This is a genomic window from Streptomyces sp. NPDC046939, assembly GCF_040644575.1.
Classification (GTDB): domain Bacteria; phylum Actinomycetota; class Actinomycetes; order Streptomycetales; family Streptomycetaceae; genus Streptomyces.
Genome location: NZ_JBEYWV010000005.1, coordinates 187,601 through 205,661 on the forward strand (window position 1 = coordinate 187,601; position 18,061 = coordinate 205,661).

The 18,061-nt window shown below is 68.9% G+C and carries 17 protein-coding genes; 14 read left to right on the forward strand and 3 right to left on the reverse strand.

Annotated elements, in window-relative coordinates; genetic code table 11:
• Window positions 1-194: 194 nt before the first annotated feature.
• On the reverse strand, window positions 195-677 hold the full coding sequence (locus tag ABZ877_RS07825) for a nuclear transport factor 2 family protein (RefSeq protein ID WP_361066102.1): 483 nt from the start codon (window positions 675-677) through the stop codon (window positions 195-197).
• Between the two features lie 659 nt (window positions 678-1,336).
• Here ABZ877_RS07825 and ABZ877_RS07830 point away from each other — a divergent pair.
• Entirely contained in the window at window positions 1,337-1,891 is a 555-nt protein-coding gene (locus ABZ877_RS07830) for a hypothetical protein (RefSeq protein ID WP_361066105.1), read from the forward strand.
• A 490-nt stretch (window positions 1,892-2,381) separates the two neighbouring features.
• On the opposite strand, the gene ABZ877_RS07835 is transcribed toward ABZ877_RS07830, so the two are convergent.
• Window positions 2,382-3,020 carry a TetR/AcrR family transcriptional regulator gene (locus ABZ877_RS07835; RefSeq protein WP_361066108.1) on the reverse strand — a complete coding sequence of 213 codons (639 nt, stop codon included), beginning with the start codon at window positions 3,018-3,020 and terminating at the stop codon, window positions 2,382-2,384.
• Between the two features lie 119 nt (window positions 3,021-3,139).
• Here ABZ877_RS07835 and ABZ877_RS07840 point away from each other — a divergent pair, with 119 nt between their 5' ends.
• The 8 genes from ABZ877_RS07840 (at window position 3,140) to ABZ877_RS07875 (ending at window position 11,641) form a co-directional block, all read left to right on the forward strand.
• Window positions 3,140-3,928, forward strand: a complete 789-nt coding sequence (locus ABZ877_RS07840) for an SDR family NAD(P)-dependent oxidoreductase (RefSeq protein ID WP_361066111.1) — start codon at window positions 3,140-3,142, stop codon at window positions 3,926-3,928.
• A 57-nt stretch (window positions 3,929-3,985) separates the two neighbouring features.
• Complete coding sequence (locus tag ABZ877_RS07845) at window positions 3,986-4,327, forward strand: helix-turn-helix transcriptional regulator (RefSeq protein ID WP_361066114.1); 342 nt, start codon at window positions 3,986-3,988, stop codon at window positions 4,325-4,327.
• The gene (locus ABZ877_RS07850) at window positions 4,324-5,280 is read left to right on the forward strand and encodes a hypothetical protein (RefSeq protein WP_361066117.1); all 957 of its coding nucleotides are present in this window, start codon (window positions 4,324-4,326) and stop codon (window positions 5,278-5,280) included. The genes ABZ877_RS07845 and ABZ877_RS07850 overlap by 4 nt, the downstream gene beginning before the upstream one ends.
• 214 nt (window positions 5,281-5,494) lie before the next feature.
• Window positions 5,495-6,307, forward strand: coding sequence for a phosphatase PAP2 family protein (locus ABZ877_RS07855; RefSeq protein ID WP_361066120.1), 813 nt, complete (start codon window positions 5,495-5,497; stop codon window positions 6,305-6,307).
• Window positions 6,308-6,553: 246 nt separating this feature from the next.
• On the forward strand, window positions 6,554-7,297 hold the full coding sequence (locus ABZ877_RS07860; protein WP_361066123.1) for an SDR family oxidoreductase: 744 nt from the start codon (window positions 6,554-6,556) through the stop codon (window positions 7,295-7,297).
• A gap of 295 nt (window positions 7,298-7,592) precedes the next feature.
• A complete protein-coding gene (locus ABZ877_RS07865) occupies window positions 7,593-8,741 on the forward strand; it encodes an MFS transporter (protein ID WP_361066378.1) in 1,149 nt (382 codons plus the stop codon).
• Between the two features lie 380 nt (window positions 8,742-9,121).
• On the forward strand, window positions 9,122-10,225 hold the full coding sequence (locus tag ABZ877_RS07870; protein ID WP_361066126.1) for a mandelate racemase/muconate lactonizing enzyme family protein: 1,104 nt from the start codon (window positions 9,122-9,124) through the stop codon (window positions 10,223-10,225).
• A 582-nt stretch (window positions 10,226-10,807) separates the two neighbouring features.
• Window positions 10,808-11,641, forward strand: coding sequence for an aldo/keto reductase (locus ABZ877_RS07875; RefSeq protein ID WP_361066129.1), 834 nt, complete (start codon window positions 10,808-10,810; stop codon window positions 11,639-11,641).
• 89 nt (window positions 11,642-11,730) lie between these two features.
• On the opposite strand, the gene ABZ877_RS07880 is transcribed toward ABZ877_RS07875, so the two are convergent.
• The gene (locus ABZ877_RS07880; RefSeq protein WP_361066132.1) at window positions 11,731-11,916 is read right to left on the reverse strand and encodes a hypothetical protein; all 186 of its coding nucleotides are present in this window, start codon (window positions 11,914-11,916) and stop codon (window positions 11,731-11,733) included.
• Between the two features lie 415 nt (window positions 11,917-12,331).
• Between ABZ877_RS07880 and ABZ877_RS07885 the strand changes: the two genes are divergently transcribed.
• The 5 genes from ABZ877_RS07885 (at window position 12,332) to ABZ877_RS07905 (ending at window position 17,986) form a co-directional block, all read left to right on the forward strand.
• Window positions 12,332-13,525 (forward strand): alcohol dehydrogenase catalytic domain-containing protein, encoded by a 1,194-nt coding sequence (locus ABZ877_RS07885; protein ID WP_361066381.1) that lies wholly within the window; start codon window positions 12,332-12,334, stop codon window positions 13,523-13,525.
• A gap of 169 nt (window positions 13,526-13,694) precedes the next feature.
• Entirely contained in the window at window positions 13,695-14,105 is a 411-nt protein-coding gene (locus tag ABZ877_RS07890; protein WP_361066136.1) for a TraR/DksA C4-type zinc finger protein, read from the forward strand.
• A 583-nt stretch (window positions 14,106-14,688) separates the two neighbouring features.
• Window positions 14,689-15,717: a protein kinase family protein gene (locus ABZ877_RS07895; RefSeq protein ID WP_361066383.1), complete on the forward strand. Its 1,029-nt coding sequence runs from the start codon at window positions 14,689-14,691 to the stop codon at window positions 15,715-15,717.
• A gap of 160 nt (window positions 15,718-15,877) precedes the next feature.
• Entirely contained in the window at window positions 15,878-16,153 is a 276-nt protein-coding gene (locus ABZ877_RS07900) for a hypothetical protein (RefSeq protein ID WP_361066139.1), read from the forward strand.
• Window positions 16,154-16,792: 639 nt separating this feature from the next.
• Entirely contained in the window at window positions 16,793-17,986 is a 1,194-nt protein-coding gene (locus ABZ877_RS07905; RefSeq protein ID WP_361066142.1) for an ROK family transcriptional regulator, read from the forward strand.
• The last annotated feature ends 75 nt before the right edge of the window (window positions 17,987-18,061 follow it).

An 18,061-nucleotide genomic window follows, 5' to 3' on the forward strand; every position in this document is an offset into this window, starting at 1 on the left:
ACCCGCACCTTCACGCTGCTGACAGCGAACCCGAGGGCACCTTCTGGCACCAGCTTCTCGGCGGCTCGATCCACCGCACGCCGACCCATCACTTCATCCAGGCCCCGGCCTGCCGGTCATCGTCGTCCAGGCGGCCCCCGGCCACGAGGCCCCGGACTGGCCGAACGGTACGTCCCCTCCCCGGCGGGCGGACGTCAGCGCGGGGGCACCATCGACTCGTCCTGCCCGTCGGTCCAACTCACCCCGAGCCGCAGCTCGGTGAGGCGCCACCCGTCGGCGCCGCGCTGGTAGCTCCAGGCGTACGGGCCGCCCATGGCGAAGTGGTCGTCAGGCCGTTCGGCGTGCTGGACGGCGAGGAACCACATGAAGCCGTACCCCCGCGCCCGGTCGCCCGTCACCTCGAAGTGCATGTTGAGGATGTGGTGCTGCATCGCGGGATATCCGGACTCGGCCTCCCGTACGCGCTCCAGGATGGTCTCCCGGCCGCGCAGGGTGCCCCACGGCTCGAACTCGAACACCGCGTCCTCGGACCAGCAACTGATCCAGGTGTCCCAGTCCTTGAGGTCGAGAGCGCGCCACGCCTGGAGCATCAGAGTGCGCAGCGCCTGCTGGTCCTCCAGCTCGCTCAGACGGGCGAGAAGCCGGTCGTGGGCATCGGCGGGGATGCTGTCGGTCATGTCAGGTGGGTCCCTTCTCCTTCGCCGGGCGGAGCGGCCACAGGGCCGGGCGACTGACTCGCCGCCCGGTGGGGCTGCCAGGCATGACGTCCGCCACGGGCGGTCCGGCCGGGGCGTCGAGCGAGATCGAGCCGGTGGCGCTCTCACCACGGTCGGGTCGCGGTGCCGCGCCCCGGTCGGGGTGCGTGCCGCCAGATTGCCGCGTCGCCGACGCCCCTCTCCAGGACGGCCCTTCCCTGGGTGCCCCGCACCCCCCTCGATGCCGGAGACCGGCCTGCTCCGACGGCAGTGCCACGCCGCCCCCACGCCCGAACCCTGCACGCCAGCTACTCGGGCCACTCACTCCCTGCGCGTACGCCGGGGCGCAGTGCGGGCAGAAGCCACCTGCGCAAACGACTCTGCGCCTACAGTGCCTTGCCCACCCCCGGCGGCACGCGCTGTACTGGAAGGCAGCGGAGGCCACACCAGGTCCGCCAGCCCGGACTTGACGCGGCCGGCATGCCTTGCGCGTCGCCCGCCGCGCCGCCGGGGAGCCCGGACCCCGCTCCTCGGCGGTCCCACCCATCGCCCCACCACCTCGACGCGGCAGGACGAGGACGTGGCGAGTGCTGCCGGGCGAGGCGGAAGCCGTATGCCACCAGCGCGACAGGGGGCAGATCATGGGTGTCGCGAGCAACCGGCCGGTCACCGTACTGCAGTTGGTGGCCGCCCTGGACGTCCTCGGCAGTACCGCGAGCGTCGATCCGCAGCGGCGGCCGCACGGCGCCGGTGAGGACGACGCCTTGGAACTGACCGGGGCCCTGCTGGCCGTCGCGGAACTCGAGGCCACCGCCCGCCTCAACCCGGCCGCCCTCGAACCGCAGGGCCTGGCCGATCTGCAACGCGGCTGGCACGCCCAGACCCCCACCCTGGAACTGCGCCGCGCCGTCCTGGTCCGGCGGCTGCAGCGCACCGCCTACGACATCAGCCGCTACCTCGACACCGCCAAGACGCCCGGGCAGCCACGCGCCGACGACCGCCACATCGGCCTCGGCCCCACCGCTGCCGCCGGGTACGCCCTGGCAGCCGCGAACCTGCTGGTGGCCCAGCACCAGGCCGACCAGGGCGACTACGACTCGGCGCGTCAGGCACTGGACTCCGCCGCCGAACTGAACGCCCAGGCCCAAACCGCCGCGGGCCTGCTGCGCCAGCGGATGGACGCAGGGCCCACTTGAGCTGTCCCCGCAGATCCACAATGCGACGACGGCGACGGAGATCGGCCCGCGAGCAGCTTCGAGGGAGCCACTGACCCCTGCCACCGCCGGTACTTCTGCCGTCCGCCTCACCCCGTACATGAACACCTGGACAGACGGGCGCCCGTTGCGCGAGATCGCGCACGAGGTCGTCACCGGCCGCCCCCGACACCCTCGACTTCGCCCCCAGCGCGGAGTGGAATGATCCGGACCATGGATCTCCCGTACTCAGCAGCCTGGTTGGCGCGTTGGCGCGAGGACATCACGGACGCGGTGAGCGTGAGTCCATCCGCGAGGTCGTCCTGCCGGATATCGGCAATGGCTACTTCATCCACTCGGCGCGCGATGTCTTGGACCGGCTCGCCGAGGAGGGCTACGTCTTCATCCCACAGCCCGGTGACCCTCACGGCATGGGGATCGGCTCGAACGGAGGAGGCCTGTTGTTCGTCGCGTTCCTTCGGAGCCCGATGTCTCAGGCGCCGTCGGCCTCCGGCACGCCGTACCGGGCGACCATGGTCAGCACCGCTTGATCGACCGCGTTGGCGATGCCGGCATCGTCGGGCTCCCAGCGTGCGAGCAGCATCCGAGGCCAGAACACGTAGTTGGAGATCATCCCCAGGAATTGGGTCGCCGCCATCTCCGCGTCGTCGAGCCGGGCCGTACCAGCGGCGCTCTCCGCTGCCAGGTAGCGGCGGACCGATTCGAAGTAGGGCATCTTGCCGAGATTGAACTGCGTCTCGCCGAGTTCGGGGAAGCGCGGCACCTCGGCGATGACGATACGGAAGAGTGCGGCCATCCCGGGCTGGGTGAGAAGGGCCACGTAACGCCGTCCGATGGTCTCGAGCCCTGCGCGGAGGTTGCCCGGCTCGGGGAGGGGCGCCTCCCCGTCGTCGACCTTCCAGTACTCGGTGACGATCGCCTCGAACAGTGCCGCCTTGGTGGCGAACTGCTTGAACAGAGTCGCCCTCGACACTCCGGCCGCCGCCGCGACGCGGGCCAGCGAGGTGCCGTCGTAACCGGAGTCGAGGAACAGCTTGGTCGCTGCCTCGATGATGGACGTCCGCTTCTGCGCTGCCACGCGCCGGTGGTATTCGGAGGGCTGTGCCGTCATGCCCTCAGTATGCCCGTCGCCCCGAGGTGAGTCACTTGACTCACCTCTCTGCCTATCTCTACCGTGAGAAGGGAGGTGAGCCACTCGACTCACCATTGTGCAAGCCTGAAGGAAGCATCATGGAACGCTTTGAGGGCCAGACCGTCATCGTCACCGGCGGCACCGGGGGGATGGGCGGCAGTCATGTGCGGGGCTACCACGCCGAGGGGGCGAACGTCGTCATTGCCGGCCGCGACGACGACGCCGGGCGCGATCTCGCCGCTGAGCTCGGCCGACGGGCGCTGTCCGTCCGCCTGGACGTCACCAGTGAGGACGGCTGGGCGGCGCTGGTGCGAGAAGTCGAAGGCCACTTTGGGCCGGTCGCCATCCTGGTGAACAACGCGGGAGTCCAGAACCCGGCGGCCCCCATCGAACACACCGAACTCCGCACCTGGGAGCAGACTTTCAGCGTCAACGTCACCGGCCAGTTCCTCGGCATCAAGGCCGTGGTTCCGTCGATGCGCAGGGGCGGCGGTGGAACCATCGTCAACATCGCCTCGACCATGGCCCACGGCGGCACGGCCTTCTACGCCCCCTACACCGCCAGCAAGTGGGCCGTGCGCGGGCTGACCAAGACGGCCGCGCTGGAGCTGGGGCGGGACAACATCCGGGTCAACTCCATCCACCCCGGCGTCGTCTCCACACCCCTGATCCACGAACCCACCGTTGCAGGCCAGCCGCCCATCGCTGACTTCTACTCGCCCGAACCCTTCGCGATCCCCCGCCTAGCCGAACCCTCTGACGTCACCCGCCTGTTGCTCTTCATCACCTCGCAGGACGCGTCTTTCGCTACGGGCTCGGAGTTCGTCCTGGACGGGGGCCTGCTGCTCGGCCCCGCACTCCAACCCGAATCCGACATCGCGGCTTGAGTCGGCAGTGCGGCACGGGGGGCAGATATATTTCGTAGCTCGATATATGCTCGACGCATGACCAGACAGAATCCGCCCCTGACGGAACCGCAGTACTTCATCCTCGCTGCGCTCATGAACGGTCCGTTGCACGGTTACGGCATCATCAAGGCCGCCGAGCAGGCCACCGACGGGCGGCTCCGGATCGCTGTCGGCACTCTCTACGGCGCCCTGGAGCGGATGGAGCGGGCCGGGCTCGTGGCCGCCGGCCATGAGGAGATCGTCGACGGGCGGGCGCGGCGCTACTACCGGCTCACCGAGGACGGCACCGAGGCGCTCAGCCGGGAGGCGCTGCGGATGCAGCAGGCGGCGGCCGTCGTCATCGGGCACGCGCGGGGTGCCGGAACGGCCCCGGCATGAATCGTCTGCTGCTCGCGGCCTATCCCGAGCCCTACCGTTCCCGGCAGGGGGAGGAGGTGCTGGCCTGCCTGTCCGAGGCGTATCCCGGCCGCTCCTGGCCCCCGCCCCGGGAAGTCGCCGCCCTGGTGCGCGCGGGCGTGCAGGCCCGCGCCCGCGCCGTCGTCGACGACACGGCCCGGCCGTGGTGGCTGGACGGCATCCATCTGGCCGCCCTGGCTCTCGCCGCGCTGGCGCTGGTTCCGTACTTGCAGGACGTATGGCACTGGGCACTGCACATCGACCCCGGACAACATGCCGTCGCCTTCCGCTTCTCCGGCTGGTACCCGTGGGCGGACGGGTCCGGGCCGACGCGACTCCTGCCCTACGGGCTGCTCCCGCTGGTCTGCCTGATCGCCCTGCTGCGCGGCAAGCCCTGGATCGCCCTGCCGGTCGCGGCGACCATGATCTGGGCGGGTGCCACGTCGCACGGCCGCACCCTCTTCGGCGACGAGGGCAAGAGGGGCCTGAGCTACTACGGTCTCGGCGCCCCGATAACGGCCCGTGACCTGCTCCTCTCGGGGGCACTGTGCGCCGCGTGCGCCGTGCTGGCGCTCTGTCGCCCCAGCCGTCTGCGACGCCGCTCGTACCGCTGGCTGGCACCCGTGGTGCTCGCCATGTTCATGGCCGGGGGCTTGCACATCATCTCCGTCAGCCCGGCCTTCCAACGCGGCTTGTTCGTCGTCGAAGTCGCGGCGCTGATCGCCGCGTGGGTGGCGACGGCCGCCACCGGCGACTACCGGTGGCTGATCCCCGTCGCGGCGGTCGCATTCATCCGGACGCAGGCGATCGTCGTCCAGCCGGACGCCTTCATGCAGTCCTTTCCGAACCTGGTCGTCCTCCTTCTCCTGATCGCACCGCTGCCGGTCCTGGCGATCACCGCGCAGCGCCGGGAGAACCGGGCGCTCGCCGACTAGCAGCGGATCCCGGAGGGCCGACCGAGCCCGGCGGCCCACGGCGTGCCGCAAGACGTGCGTGACCGACCCCCCTTAGACGTGCGTGACCGACCCCCTTACCGGAAGACACAGAACGATGACTCAGCACGCTTCCCCGTCCCTGCCCGCGCACCGGACGGGGCCGGAGAGGCAGGTTCCCGAAGGCCGCAGCCCGTCGCGTACGACACGACGGTGGATGCCGACTCTGCTGTACACCCTGGGATTCCTGACGCTCTATCTGCTCGCCATCTGCACCCCGTGGGGACAACGAGCTGAGAACGCCCTGTTCGGTCTCGGCAAACAGGGGAGCGAAGAGGCATGGATCTACCCCCTGTCCGGAGCGGCCTACGGCTCGACACCCCTGCCGCCGATGGAGTTGAGTGCCAAGCCCACCCTCATGGTGGGCCTAGCGGTCATCGTGGTTCTCACCCTGGTGCGACGGTGCTGGTGGCAGGGGTGCGCGGCGCTCGCGGTTGTCATCGTCACCACCGGAGGCAAGGAGGTGCTCAAATCGACCCTGCCCCGCCCCGATCTGGTGGGCGCGCCCGAAAACCTTCTGGATCAGGGTTTCCCCAGCGGGCACACGGCCATCCCCGCCGCGCTGACTCTCGCCGCCGTCCTCGTGGTGTCCTCCCGCATCCGCCCCTACGTCGCCATGGCCGGGGTGCTGTGGCTCGCCTGCATCGCCGCCGCCAGCGCGACCATGGGCGGTCACCGGCCCAGCGAAGTGCTGGGAGCCACGTTGCTGGCCTGTGCCTGTTACGGCCTCGCGACCTGGCTGCTGCCGTCGGCCGCCGCGCCAATCGCCACGCGGAGTCCGCGCGCCCTGCCCGTCATCACTCTGACGCTGGCACTGGCCATCGCCCTCGTTTCCGGCGCACGGAGCGACACCCTCACGAGGTCACTGGTCTCCGGGGCGACGGCCTTCATATGTGCGGCTCTGGTCTGGTACGCCACGGTCGGGCGGCCCGCACACACCGGACGCGGCGCGGGCCCCGCACTGGACTGACCGCCTGCGGCCGGGCATGCGTCGCGGCGATCATGCGGGCTCGGCGCAGGTCACCCGGACGGGCCCATGACAGCCGCCGCTGCCTGGCTTCGAGCGCGCTCCAATACCTAGAGTTCCGGGCACGGGCCTCCGCTCACAGGCATGCCCTGTCACCGCGCACCACGGTCGCGAACGGGTAACCATGGTGCGCGGCGGCGAGCGCGACCGAGACCCGGCCGGGCCGGTTCTCAGGACAGAGGTGATCCGATGAAGGTGCTGGTGACCGGCGGGACGAGCGGACTCGGACTCGCCATGGCCTCAGCCCTGGCCGCGGCGGGGGCCTCCGTCGCGCTGACCGGGCGCTCCGGCGAGCGTGCGGAGTCCGTCGCGGCGGGGTTGCCGGGGGCGACCGGCGTAGAGATGGACGTGCGCGACGAGTCATCGGTGGCCAGGGCCGTCGACCTGACGTGGTCGCGGCTCGGGGGCATCGACATGCTGGTGAACAACGCCGGTATCGGCATGCGCACGGTCAACCCGCGCTTTATGACACACCCGCAGGGCTTCTGGGAGGTCCCCTCCGACGCCTTCCGCGCGGTGATCGACACCAACCTGACCGGGTACTTCCTGGTCGCCCGCGAGATCACGCCACGGATGCTGGCATCCGGCGGTGGCCGCATCGTCAACATCTCGATGAACCACTCGACCATGCGACGCGCCGGCTTCGTTCCCTACGGGCCGTCGCGTGCCGGCAGCGAGGCGCTGTCCCGCATCATGGCGGCCGACCTGCGGGACACGGGCGTCACCGTCAACATGCTGCTGCCCGGAGGCGCGACGGTCACCGGGATGCTGCCCCAGGACGTCGTCCCCGAGGGCCACGGATACCTGAGCCCCGAGGTGATGGGCCCGCCCATCGTATGGCTGGCCTCCGACGACGCGGCGGGCGTGCATGACGAACGCATCGTCGCCGCCGAGTTCGGACAATGGCTGCGCGACCGGGAGAGCCGACAGTGAGGTCGTGACGCACCGGGCCACCACCCACCGGGCCAACGGCGTGCCGACGGCGGAGCGCGTCGCAGCCGCCATCGCCAGCCCCCTCGTGCTCCGTGACGCCGCATGCACGGCCCACCACCAGCCAAGCCTCTGCGGGTCCGGTCGGAAACCCGCCAGATTTCGGCTTCTTCGGCCTGTGAACTGATCGCCCAGGCGGTTTTTACACAGTACGGAGCAGCAGATGATGTCAACGACCACGACAGCAGGCCGCACGAGCGGCACCGGGCTGCCGCTGCGGTCCTCCTTGCTCGGATGGATGTCCGTGGCCGTGGTGATGCTGGGAATCTTCGCCATCGTCACGACGGAGATCCTGCCGATCGGGCTTCTCACCTCGATCGGCTCCAGCTTCACCGTCACCGACGGAATGGCCGGGCTGATGATGACGATGCCGGGGATCCTCGCGGCGATCTCGGCACCTGTGATCACCGTGGCCACCGCGCGCATCGACCGTCGGCTCATGCTGGGCGTCTTCCTGTTCGCGCTGGCCGTCGCGAACTTCCTTGCCGCCGCCGCCCAGGACTACTGGCTGGTCCTGGTCTCGCGCGCCGTCGTCGGGATCGTCATCGGCGGTTTCTGGTCGATCGGTGCGGGCCTGGCCGAGCGCCTTGTGCCCCCGGAAGCGGTCGGCCGGGCCACAGCCGTCATCTTCTGTGCCGTTCCGCTTGGTTCGGTACTGGGCGTCCCGGCCGGCACCTTCATCGGCGAACTCGCAGGCTGGCGCATGACATTCGCCGGCCTGGGCGCCCTGGCCCTCGCCGTGCTCGTCCTGCTCGTGCTCCTCGTCCCCCCGCTGCCGCCACTCCGACCGACCCGGCTGAGTGTGCTGCACAGCATGTTCCACAACACGAACACCCGCTTCGCGCTCCTGCTCACCTTTCTCATCGTCCTGGCACACTTCGGGGCCTACACGTACGTGACGCCCTTCCTCCAGCAGGTCACGGGTGTGAGCTCCGGCTCGCTCACCGCTCTCCTGCTGGTCTTCGGCGCCGCGGGAATGGTCGGCAACTTCCTCGGCGGCGCCGGCGTCGCACGCCGACCGCGATCCACCTTCGCGACGGCCGCAGGCATGATCGCTGCCGCCACGCTTCTGCTCCCGGTCGTGGGCCACCACAGCATCGGCGTGACAGTGCTGCTGATCGTCTGGGGCGCCGCGTACGGGGCGGTGCCCGTCATCTCCCAGACGTGGTTCGCCAAGGCGGCCCCGCACGCTCCGGAAGCGGCCACCGTGCTGTTCACCGCATCCTTCCAGGCGACGATCTCCCTCGGCGCGCTGCTCGGCGGACTCACCGTGGATGGCACCTCGCCTTCTACGGTGATGACGGGAGGCGGCGTCATCGCGGCCCTCGCCCTGATCGCGGTGGGGGCACACTTCGTACGAGGTCCGGCCTGGTCGGGGGAGGCGTAGGGCGAGGCGACAACGGCGGTGTCCTGTGAAGAGTCGCCGATGCCGGCGCTGAGGAGCACGGAGGTGAGCTCGCCCCGGCGTGCATCACCCAGCCCTTGGCGGAAGTTTGGCGCATCTCCATCCCGTACGACGTGCTGCACGATCACCTGAACCTGCGCGCAGAGAGGCGGGACGGGAGCAGGCCGGCGGCATCAGACTGGAGGTGGAGATGCCCCACTCGGCACCGTTCGCCAACGCGCGCAGCACCGGACCCGATGCAGCGTGAGGACTTCCAACGCGCCTCGTTGCCCTCGCATACGAGAAGAACGCCCGGGCACAGGAAGAACTCCTCAGCAAGAAATCGACGGGCAGGCTCGTGCTCACCTTCCGGAGGCCAGACGATGAGGATCGCCGAGACTCACATCTATCGGTACGGCCTGCCGGTCCGCAACGGCCCCTACAAGGTAGGCCGTGCGGAAATCCGGACCCTCTCCACGACGCTGGTCAAGCTGGTCGCCGACAACGGACTTGTCGGCTGGGGCGAGACCTGCCCGCTCGGCCCCACCTACGCGGAATCCCACGCCGCCGGGGCCGTGGCGGCACTCAGTGAGATGGCACCGGGACTGAGCGGCGCCGAGGTAATGCCAGTACCGTTGCACCGGCGCATGGACGGCCTGCTCAACGGCCACTCCTACGCCAAGGCAGCCATCGACATCGCCGCCCACGACCTTCTGGGCAAGCACCTCGGCATCAGCGTGTCCGACCTTCTGGGCGGCGCGGTGACGGATCGCGTGCCGTCGTACTACGCCATCGGCGTCGGCGCGCCGGACGAATCCGCCCGCATCGCAGCGGAGAAACACGCCGAGGGATACCCACGCCTACAGGTCAAGGTCGGTGGACGGCCGGTCGAGGAAGACATCGAGACCATCCGCAAGGTCTGGGAGGCCATCCGCGGGTCGGGGATGCGCCTGGTGGTCGATGGCAACCGCACGTTGGCCACGCGCGATGCGCTCCGAATCAGCCGGGAGAACCCCGACATCCCCTTCATCCTGGAACAGCCCTGCAACACCATCGAGGACTTGCGGAAGATCCGCCCACAGATCAGCCACGCGCTCTACATGGACGAGAATGCCACCAGCCTGAACACGGCGATCACCGCCGCCGGCACCGGACTGGTCGACGGCTTCGGCATGAAGGTCACCCGAATCGGCGGGCTGCACCCGATGCGTGCGTTCCGCGACCTCTGCGCAGCTCGCAACCTGCCGCACACCTGTGACGACGCTTGGGGCGGAGACATCCTCGCCGCCGCCTGCGTCCATGTCGGCGCCACGGTGGCACCCGAGCTGCTCGAAGGCGTCTGGGTCGCGGCCCCTTACATCGAAGGCCATTACGACCAGGAAAACGGGATCCGGATCGAGGGCGGCCACATCAAGCGACCGCAGGGTCCTGGCCTCGGCATCGTGCCGGACGAGAGTCTTTTCGGTACCCCAGTGGCCTCCTTCTGAAGACGGCGCTGCGGGCATGACCTGCTGGCGGTCATGGGCCGGATCGCAGCCCGCGTCGGTGTTCAAAGGCTCTGCTGACCGACCGCGGCTACGGCCACGACATCTACCGTCGCCAGGTCAATTGTGTCCTCTGTGTCCTCGCGCAAAATCCGGTGTCCGGGTCGGTGAGTGGGAAGTCGTCGCTCACGCGGCCGATCGCGTCGCGGACGGGGAGGTCCTCGGTCGCCCAATGGCGACTGTCGACGGCGTTCGATGAGTTGTTCCCAGGCGGCGTCGAGGAGGGCGGCTCGTAGTTCAGGAGCGGATCAGCCCTGTGAGCTCTTCGCGCCGCCGACATGCCAGCACGGCGCCCGCGCACCCCCTCATCGACGTGCACACTGTCCCCGCCGAACAGGTCGACGCCGGCGACCGGGGTTATCGGGCGGCATGTCATGAACCCACGGACATATGGAGGGCGTCTTGGCGTGTGCCGCAGAAGAATCCCGTTCCCTTCTGAGAGGATCCCACCCCGGTCTGAAGATCGCGGTGCAGCCGGTCGTGGGCAGTCTTGGCCACCGTTACCGTTACATCCAGGAGGAAGCCATGGCGGATCCGCGAACAGTCACCCTTCCTTGCGGGGCTGCGGTTGCGGCGCTCGGTCAGGGCACCTGGGGGATGGGGGAGGATCCCGGACGCCGCACGGCCGAGGTGTCGGCCCTGCGCGCTGGGCTGGACCTCGGGATGACCCTCATCGACACCGCCGAGATGTACGGGGACGGCGCGGCGGAGGAAGTGGTGGCCGAGGCGGTGGCCGGACGGCGGGACGAGGTCTTCCTGGTCAGCAAGGTGCTCCCCTCCCATGCGGACGCCGGTGGAGTGGCCGAGGCATGCAAGGGGAGCCTGCGTCGTCTACGTACGGACCGGATCGATCTGTACCTGCTGCACTGGCGTGGAGCCGTGCCGCTGGAGGAGACGGTCGAGGCGTTCGAGTCCCTGGTGCGGGAGGGCGCCATCTGCTCCTGGGGAGTGAGCAACCTGGACGTGGATGATCTCGCGGACCTGCCGCCCGGAGCCAAGCCGCAGACCGACCAGGTGCTGTACAACCTCAGCCGTCGAGGGCCTGAACACAGTCTGCTGCCCAGGTGCCGTGAACTGTCGATCCCCGTCATGGCGTACTCGCCGGTCGAGCAGGGCCGTCTGCTCGGCCACACGGCGCTGCGGGACGTTGCCGCCGCCCACGGCGCGACGCCCGCGCAGATCGCCCTGGCCTGGGTCCTGCGGCACGACGATGTCATCGCGATCCCGAAGGCGTCCTCCCGCGCGCACGTCGAGGAGAACAGAGTGGCTCTGGATGTGGACCTGACCGCCGAGGACCTCGCGAAACTCGACCGGGCGTTCCCGCCGCCGCAGAGCAAGCAGCCACTGGAGATGCTGTGACACCTCCGCCGCGCGCCTGAGCCGACTTCGGCGGTCCGGGGCCGGGCGGTCCCACCTCACCGGCGGCGGCAGAGGCCGTCGCCCTGCCCCTACAGGGGCATCGCGGCGCTGTGCTCTCCATGGCGGTCCGTCGCCGAGGATCTCGGGATCAGGCCGTCATAGAACTGCTGGGCCCCGGAGCCGTGGGCTCCCACGCCGACGGCCTCGATGCCCACATCCGAGCCGCGACCGCCGCCCGTCTCACGCAGTCCGGCGTCGACATCGACGTCGGTCACGTAGCTCAAAGTCCCCGCGCCGATGTGTCGGCGGGTGATGTCCCACCTACTGGGCGCCAAGCCGGATGCGAACAGCGCTGTGCTGTCGTCCTGGGCGTCCTGCACCGGGAAGGTCCCCGGAGACGCCGCTGAGGACCAAGGTCGCGTCGCGCGGGACCGTCGGGCCCGGCGTCCTTGAGGGGGTGCTCGCGAGGGCCCCTCACCCGGACCCGAGCCTGACGTGCGCGGGCTTCTGAGATCGACCGCTGCCGCATCGGTCATGCCTCGAAGCCGACAACGGACGCATAGAAGATCCCACTCCACATGCACACGTTGGGTGGCAGCCCTAAGTTGGGAAGGCCGAGGTCACAAAAGCCCCAAAATGATCGCCGGCACTCCCACCACCGAGCCCCCGTGGATCAGCAAGGAGATCGTCATGGCGAGCAGCAACCGCGCCGTCACCTTCCACAGCACGAAGGACATGCGCGTCGAGTCTCTGGACTTCCCGAAACTGCAGATGCCGAACGGGAAGAAGGCCCCGCACGGAGCCATCCTCAAAATGGTCGCCACCAACATCTGCGGCAGCGACCTGCACATCTACCGCGGGTCCTTCCCGGTGCCCCAGGGCATGGTGATGGGGCACGAGATGACCGGGGAGGTCATCGAGGTCGGGCCCGACGTCGAGTTCCTCAGTGAAGGCGACCTCGTCTCCGTCCCGTTCAACGTCGCCTGCGGCCGATGCCGCAACTGCAGGGCGCGCCGGACCGACGTCTGCGAGACCACGAACCCCAAGGTGGATTGCGGAGCCTACGGCTTCAACCTGGGCGACTGGGACGGCGGCCAGGCCGAGTACCTGTTCGTCCCGTACGCCGACTTCCAGCTCCTGCGCTTCCCGGACAAGGACCAGGCCATGGCGAAGATCCGTGACCTGGCGGTGCTCTCGGACATCCTGCCCACCGCGTTCCACGGCCTCATGGAGGCCGGTGCCAAGCCGGGCTCGACCGTGTACATCGCCGGTGCGGGCCCGGTCGGTCGCTGCGCCGCAGCAGCGGCGCGCCTCCTCGGTGCGTCCTGCATCATCGTCGGCGACCACAACAAGGACCGCCTGGAACTGGTGAAGAAGAACGGCTGCGAGACGATCGACCTGAGCCAGGACGCGGCGCTCACCGACCAGATCGAGGCAATTCTGGGCGAGCCCATGGTCGACTGCGCAGTCGACTACGTCGGCGCCGAGGCACATGGCATCGGCGGCGAAGCCGAGAACATGGACCCGGCCTACGCCATCAACCAGGTGCTCGACGCCACCCGCGCGGGCGGGGCCACCGGAGTCATCGGCGTCTACGGCCCCGACCCACTCGCGAAGTCGAAGCCCGAGCAGGAGGGAACGTTCCCGCTCGACTTCGGCAAGGCCTGGATCAAGTCGCCGCGGGTCACCGCCGGGCAGGCGCCGATCATGCACTACAACCGCGAACTGATGATGGCGATCCTGTGGGACCGCATGCCGTATCTGAGCGCGATGCTCAACACGAAGGTGATCAGCCTCGACGAGGCACCCGACGCCTACGCGACCTTCGACACGGGAGCGCCCGTGAAGTACATCATCGACCCCCACGGCCTCATCCCCGCCTGAGACAGCCCCCCATCCGACCTGCGAATGCAAGGGCGACGGCGTAGTAGGCGGCCGTCGCCCAACCCGAGGCCGCCCGGCACAGCACTGGCGCGTAGTGAAGCCGACGTCGCTGACGGTGGCGCCACGACGACCAGGGAATCCGGGGCCGATGTCCGGCGTTGGCACACCCATGGCTGAAACATCCCAGGACGGTCGTACCGACGGCCTGTCCTCCTCCGCAGCCGTCCGGGCACGCCTTGACGCGGACCGCGCCGGCACGCTGGCGCGGGTGGCCGCGCTGAGCCGCGACTTCGACGCGATCGTCGCTGCGAACGCCTTGGTCGCGGTCGACGACGAGCACGACCCCGAGGGATCGAGCACTGCCTTCGAGCGCGCTCACGTGGCCGCCTTGCTGGCCCGGGCGAGCGAGCACGTGGAAGAACTCGACCAGGCACTGGAACGCCTCGAGCGGGGCGAGTACGGACAGTGCGCGGACTGCGGCGGGACGATCGCTCCGGAGCGCCTGGAGATCCGTCCTGCGGCGACCACCTGCATCCACTGCGCCCGCTCCGCCCCGCGTCGACGGCCACGCACGGCCTGACACCAGCGCCTGCCCTCCAGAAAATGGCCCTCTACTCCTGCAACATACACCGCCCCCACCACTCCGTGCCGACGACCACGAGGCCGGCCGCCATTCCAGCCACGGCCACAGGGGCCGCGTCCTGCTGGAGACCGATGACCCGGCACTCGCGGTTTCCTTCGCCTCCCGCCTTGTCGTGCCCTGACAGACGCCTGCGGCTGAGCGACCCCCCAACAGGCAGCGCCGGGACCTGACCACGGAAGTGTTCTGCGGGCTGGCCGGGCAGTTGCAAGCCCACGCGCCCTGTACATGCAGGTCAGCCGGTTGGGCGCCGAGGGGGCGGGCGAGGAGGAGATGGAGGAGCGTCAGCCGCTGGACCGGGCGGGGCGCACCCGGTTGAGGCCTTGCAGGCTACGATGTAGCCAGCCGCAGCCGCGCACGCGACATCATCGCGTCGTTCGGCGGCTGTGGTAGCCGCCGTGCCACGACAACGGATCACCGGCCCTCGACGTGAGAAGGTTGCGGGCAGCTCCTGCCCGGGTGTTCTTGAAGTGGTGCACGAGAGGCAGGTGCCCGGCTGGAGGCATAGTTGAACAGCCCCGACATGTCCCACGGTGCCCGCTTGGCCGCCCACGGCGGCCTGTCCACATCACTGGCGTTATGCAGTGATCGCAGACTGCGCGACCTCGTGGACGCCGCCACACCGGTCGGGTCGGGCATCGGTGGGCAGACACTGCTGCTGGAGGTCGACGGAGCCCCGGTCTTCGTCAAGCAGATACCCCTGACTGATCTGGAGCGGCGGCCGGAGAACGTTCACTCCACGGCAAATCTGTTCGGACTGCCGGTCTTCTGTCATTACGGCGTCGGCAGTATCGGCGGTCCGGGGTTCGGAGCCTGGCGAGAGCTGGCCGTGCACGGAATGACGACGAACTGGGTGATCGCGGGGGACTACGAAGGATTTCCCCTGATGCACCACTGGCGTGTGCTCCCGGATTCGGGCCGACCACTTCCTGAGGAACTGGCCGATGTCGAACGAGCTGTCGCCTATTGGGGAGGCGGAGCGGAGGTACGCAGCCGGATCGAGGCCCTTGAGCAGTCCTCGGCCAGCCTCATGCTGTTCCTGGAGTACATTCCACAGAACCTGCACGACTGGTTGGGTGCACAGGTCGACGCCGATGACGCCGCGGCCGAGCGGGCCTGCGCCATGGTGGACAGCGAACTCGAAGCCGGTATCTCGTTCATGAACGCCCGCGGGCTGCTGCACTTCGATGCGCACTTCCAGAACATCCTGACCGACGGCCGACGGCTCTTCTTCGCCGACTACGGCCTCGCTATCTCCTCTCGCTTCGACCTCGACCAGGACGAGGCCGACTTCTTCGACCAGCACCGCACCTACGACCGGCGCTACGCCGTCACGCACCTGGTGAACTGGCTTGCCGTCGCTCTGCACGGCTATCAACCCGAACAACGCGCAGCGTTTGTGCGCGCCTGCGCCCAAGGGGTGCTCCCGGAAGGGGTGCCGGCGGGGATCGCGGCATTGCTTGTCCGCTACGCGCCGGTCGCTGCAGCGATGGGGGACTTCTATCGCCGATTCCAGCGCGAGAGCCGGGCAATCCCTTTCCCTGGCCGCTGACATCATCCGCCAGGACACCACACCGTCCCACCGCCGGGCCCCGGTGACGTCCATACAGATGCCCGGGCCCCCTTTGCGTGGTCGCCTCACCGACAGCGATGTCAGTGGCTTGTGCTGAGGTGATCTCGCCCTGCCAGCCGCCTGATGGGAGACCCTGTCGATGCCTGCGTACCCGTCACTGACCCGTGCCTTGGCGGAGGCTTTGGTCGATGTCCTCTGGTTCATCGAGGGGTGCGAGGACGAGCAGATGAACCAGGACGACGCGGTCAAGGCCCTGGAGGGCGTCGCCTACCTGGTGACGCAGTTGTCGGGTGTCCAACGAATGGAGCTGATCGAACTGCTGCGTTCGATGGCCGAGGAGGAGCTGGACCCATCGCGGCGCGAGTTTCTGGAGGGCTTCCCCGCGGGATTCGGCCTCGTCGAGGAAGACTCCTGAACGGCACCGTACTCGTAGAGCAGGGCCCGCTTTCGGAGGAGCTCGAATCCCGCGCGGTCTGGCGTCCCGCCTGAGCCCGGGCAGGCCGGCGGCGGCTCGGGCGGATCCGTTCCACTCTGGCAGACGCTCGCCCTCCAGCCCGGTGTCCATGCAGGCGACGGAACACACAGGCTCGGCGAACACAGCCAGGGCAGGACAGATGGTCAAGTGCACCTGCACCTGGACCTGTTGCGTTTCGTCAGGCCGTCAAGGTGGGCGTGCAACCGGGTCCAGCATTGTGGCTCTGCCCTTGGCCGCCCCCCTTTCCGCCGCGTGTCACCTGCGCCCCCCGCCTGCACCGCCTCATGTTCGCGCTGCTCGGCCGCAGGCGTCCTTTTGTCCGAGCGATCAATCGATAGGCATTCTGACCAAAATCGCCCACGCCAACGATCCTCCCCAATCACTTCCAGCCAATTCCGTACAGTCAGAAAGATCACCGGCGCAGATCAGCGCGCTCCATAAGCCTCACCGTTCACTCCACCACCCCTCAATGATTCGAAGCCAAAGCTGGTTCGAATTGAAGGCTCGGCTGGTAATATTTCCCTCTTCGATCCATGGAATCGCGATACGGATCGCGTGCGGGTACGGGGTGGGGGACCAATGGCGAACGTGGACGATCTTTTAGGCCGATTGCCCGCGGCCGGACCCACCCGGGCAGCCAACCGCCGGAGGGTCCTTCTCGCCGTGGCGATCAAGTCCGGCACCCAGGCCGACATCGCGCATCGCACCCTGCTCTCGCAGGCCACAGTGTCGGCCGCGGTCCGCGAACTCGCGGGGGCCAGTCTCGTGCCCGCTGCCAAGGGGCGCGGCAAGGTCTGTCTCTCCACTATCGACGATGTCGGCGTGGGGGTGCACCTCGGGTTCAATCACATGACCGTGGTCGCTCGCAGGCTCGACAGGGAGTTCGACCAGGTGGCCTCGCGGGTCAGCTCTGAGGGCGTCAGCAGGGGGTGGTCCCGGGCTTTGCCCGAGGTCAAGCAGATGATCGAAGAGGCGATCGAAGGAACGGGGCAGCGCCCCTCCGACGTGTTCTCCCTCGGCATCGCCGTACCCCGGATGATCAACCCGCGTACCGGCGCCTTCACCCCGCCGATCCTGCCGCCCTGGCGGGTGGGCGACGACCCGGCGCATGACCTGGGCACCTGGCTGGGCGTGCGCGCTCTCATCGACAACGACGCCAACCTCGGCGCTCTGGCCGAACAGACCTACGGCACACGGGAGAACGCCGAGACGGTGGTCTACGTGAAGGCGTCGACGGGCATCGGCGCCGGCATCATCGTGCACAACAGCGTGCTGCGGGGTCACGGCGGCATGGCGGGGGAGTTGGGGCACCTCACCGTGGACCCGCACGGCGCGGTCTGCCAGTGCGGTGGGCGCGGCTGCCTGGAGACAGTGATCGGCGCCGACGCGCTGGTCGCACAGGTCCGTGCCGCGCGGGCCCGCAACAGCGTGCCCCCACCGGAGATGCTGGAACAGGTCATCGCAGGCGCCCAGGCGCAGGACGCGGTCTGCATGCGCGTGATTCACGATGCCGGGCGGCGCCTGGGGCAGTCCCTGGCCCAGTTGTGCAATCTGCTCAACCCCGACCTCGTCGTCATCGGCGGTCAGCTCGCTCAGAGTCCGTTGCTGCTGGACGGCTGCACGGAGTCCTTGCACCGTTTCGCGCTGCCCGGTGCGGTCGCCGAGGACTCCAAGTTCGTTCTCGACCTCAGCGAACTGGGCACCCGGGCCGAAGCGCAGGGCGCCCTGATCCTGGGGCTACGGGGTATGGAGCACGCAGCCGAGCCCGCCTAGACTCCTGACTTTCGAACACCCGACTTTCGAACGCTTATCTAAAGCCCTCAGGGCACTGACAGACGTGCCGATGGC

Excerpts from the sequence above, each read along its gene's own strand:
- ABZ877_RS07825 (WP_361066102.1), bottom strand. The coding sequence starts at position 677 with ATGACCGACAGCATCCCCGCCGATGCCCACGACCGGCTTCTCGCCCGT.
- ABZ877_RS07830 (WP_361066105.1), top strand. The coding sequence starts at position 1,337 with ATGGGTGTCGCGAGCAACCGGCCGGTCACCGTACTGCAGTTGGTGGCC.
- ABZ877_RS07835 (WP_361066108.1), bottom strand. The coding sequence starts at position 3,020 with ATGACGGCACAGCCCTCCGAATACCACCGGCGCGTGGCAGCGCAGAAG.
- ABZ877_RS07840 (WP_361066111.1), top strand. The coding sequence starts at position 3,140 with ATGGAACGCTTTGAGGGCCAGACCGTCATCGTCACCGGCGGCACCGGG.
- ABZ877_RS07845 (WP_361066114.1), top strand. The coding sequence starts at position 3,986 with ATGACCAGACAGAATCCGCCCCTGACGGAACCGCAGTACTTCATCCTC.
- ABZ877_RS07850 (WP_361066117.1), top strand. The coding sequence starts at position 4,324 with ATGAATCGTCTGCTGCTCGCGGCCTATCCCGAGCCCTACCGTTCCCGG.
- ABZ877_RS07855 (WP_361066120.1), top strand. The coding sequence starts at position 5,495 with ATGCCGACTCTGCTGTACACCCTGGGATTCCTGACGCTCTATCTGCTC.
- ABZ877_RS07860 (WP_361066123.1), top strand. The coding sequence starts at position 6,554 with ATGAAGGTGCTGGTGACCGGCGGGACGAGCGGACTCGGACTCGCCATG.
- ABZ877_RS07865 (WP_361066378.1), top strand. The coding sequence starts at position 7,593 with ATGTCCGTGGCCGTGGTGATGCTGGGAATCTTCGCCATCGTCACGACG.
- ABZ877_RS07870 (WP_361066126.1), top strand. The coding sequence starts at position 9,122 with ATGAGGATCGCCGAGACTCACATCTATCGGTACGGCCTGCCGGTCCGC.
- ABZ877_RS07875 (WP_361066129.1), top strand. The coding sequence starts at position 10,808 with ATGGCGGATCCGCGAACAGTCACCCTTCCTTGCGGGGCTGCGGTTGCG.
- ABZ877_RS07885 (WP_361066381.1), top strand. The coding sequence starts at position 12,332 with ATGGCGAGCAGCAACCGCGCCGTCACCTTCCACAGCACGAAGGACATG.
- ABZ877_RS07890 (WP_361066136.1), top strand. The coding sequence starts at position 13,695 with ATGGCTGAAACATCCCAGGACGGTCGTACCGACGGCCTGTCCTCCTCC.
- ABZ877_RS07895 (WP_361066383.1), top strand. The coding sequence starts at position 14,689 with ATGTCCCACGGTGCCCGCTTGGCCGCCCACGGCGGCCTGTCCACATCA.
- ABZ877_RS07900 (WP_361066139.1), top strand. The coding sequence starts at position 15,878 with ATGCCTGCGTACCCGTCACTGACCCGTGCCTTGGCGGAGGCTTTGGTC.
- ABZ877_RS07905 (WP_361066142.1), top strand. The coding sequence starts at position 16,793 with ATGGCGAACGTGGACGATCTTTTAGGCCGATTGCCCGCGGCCGGACCC.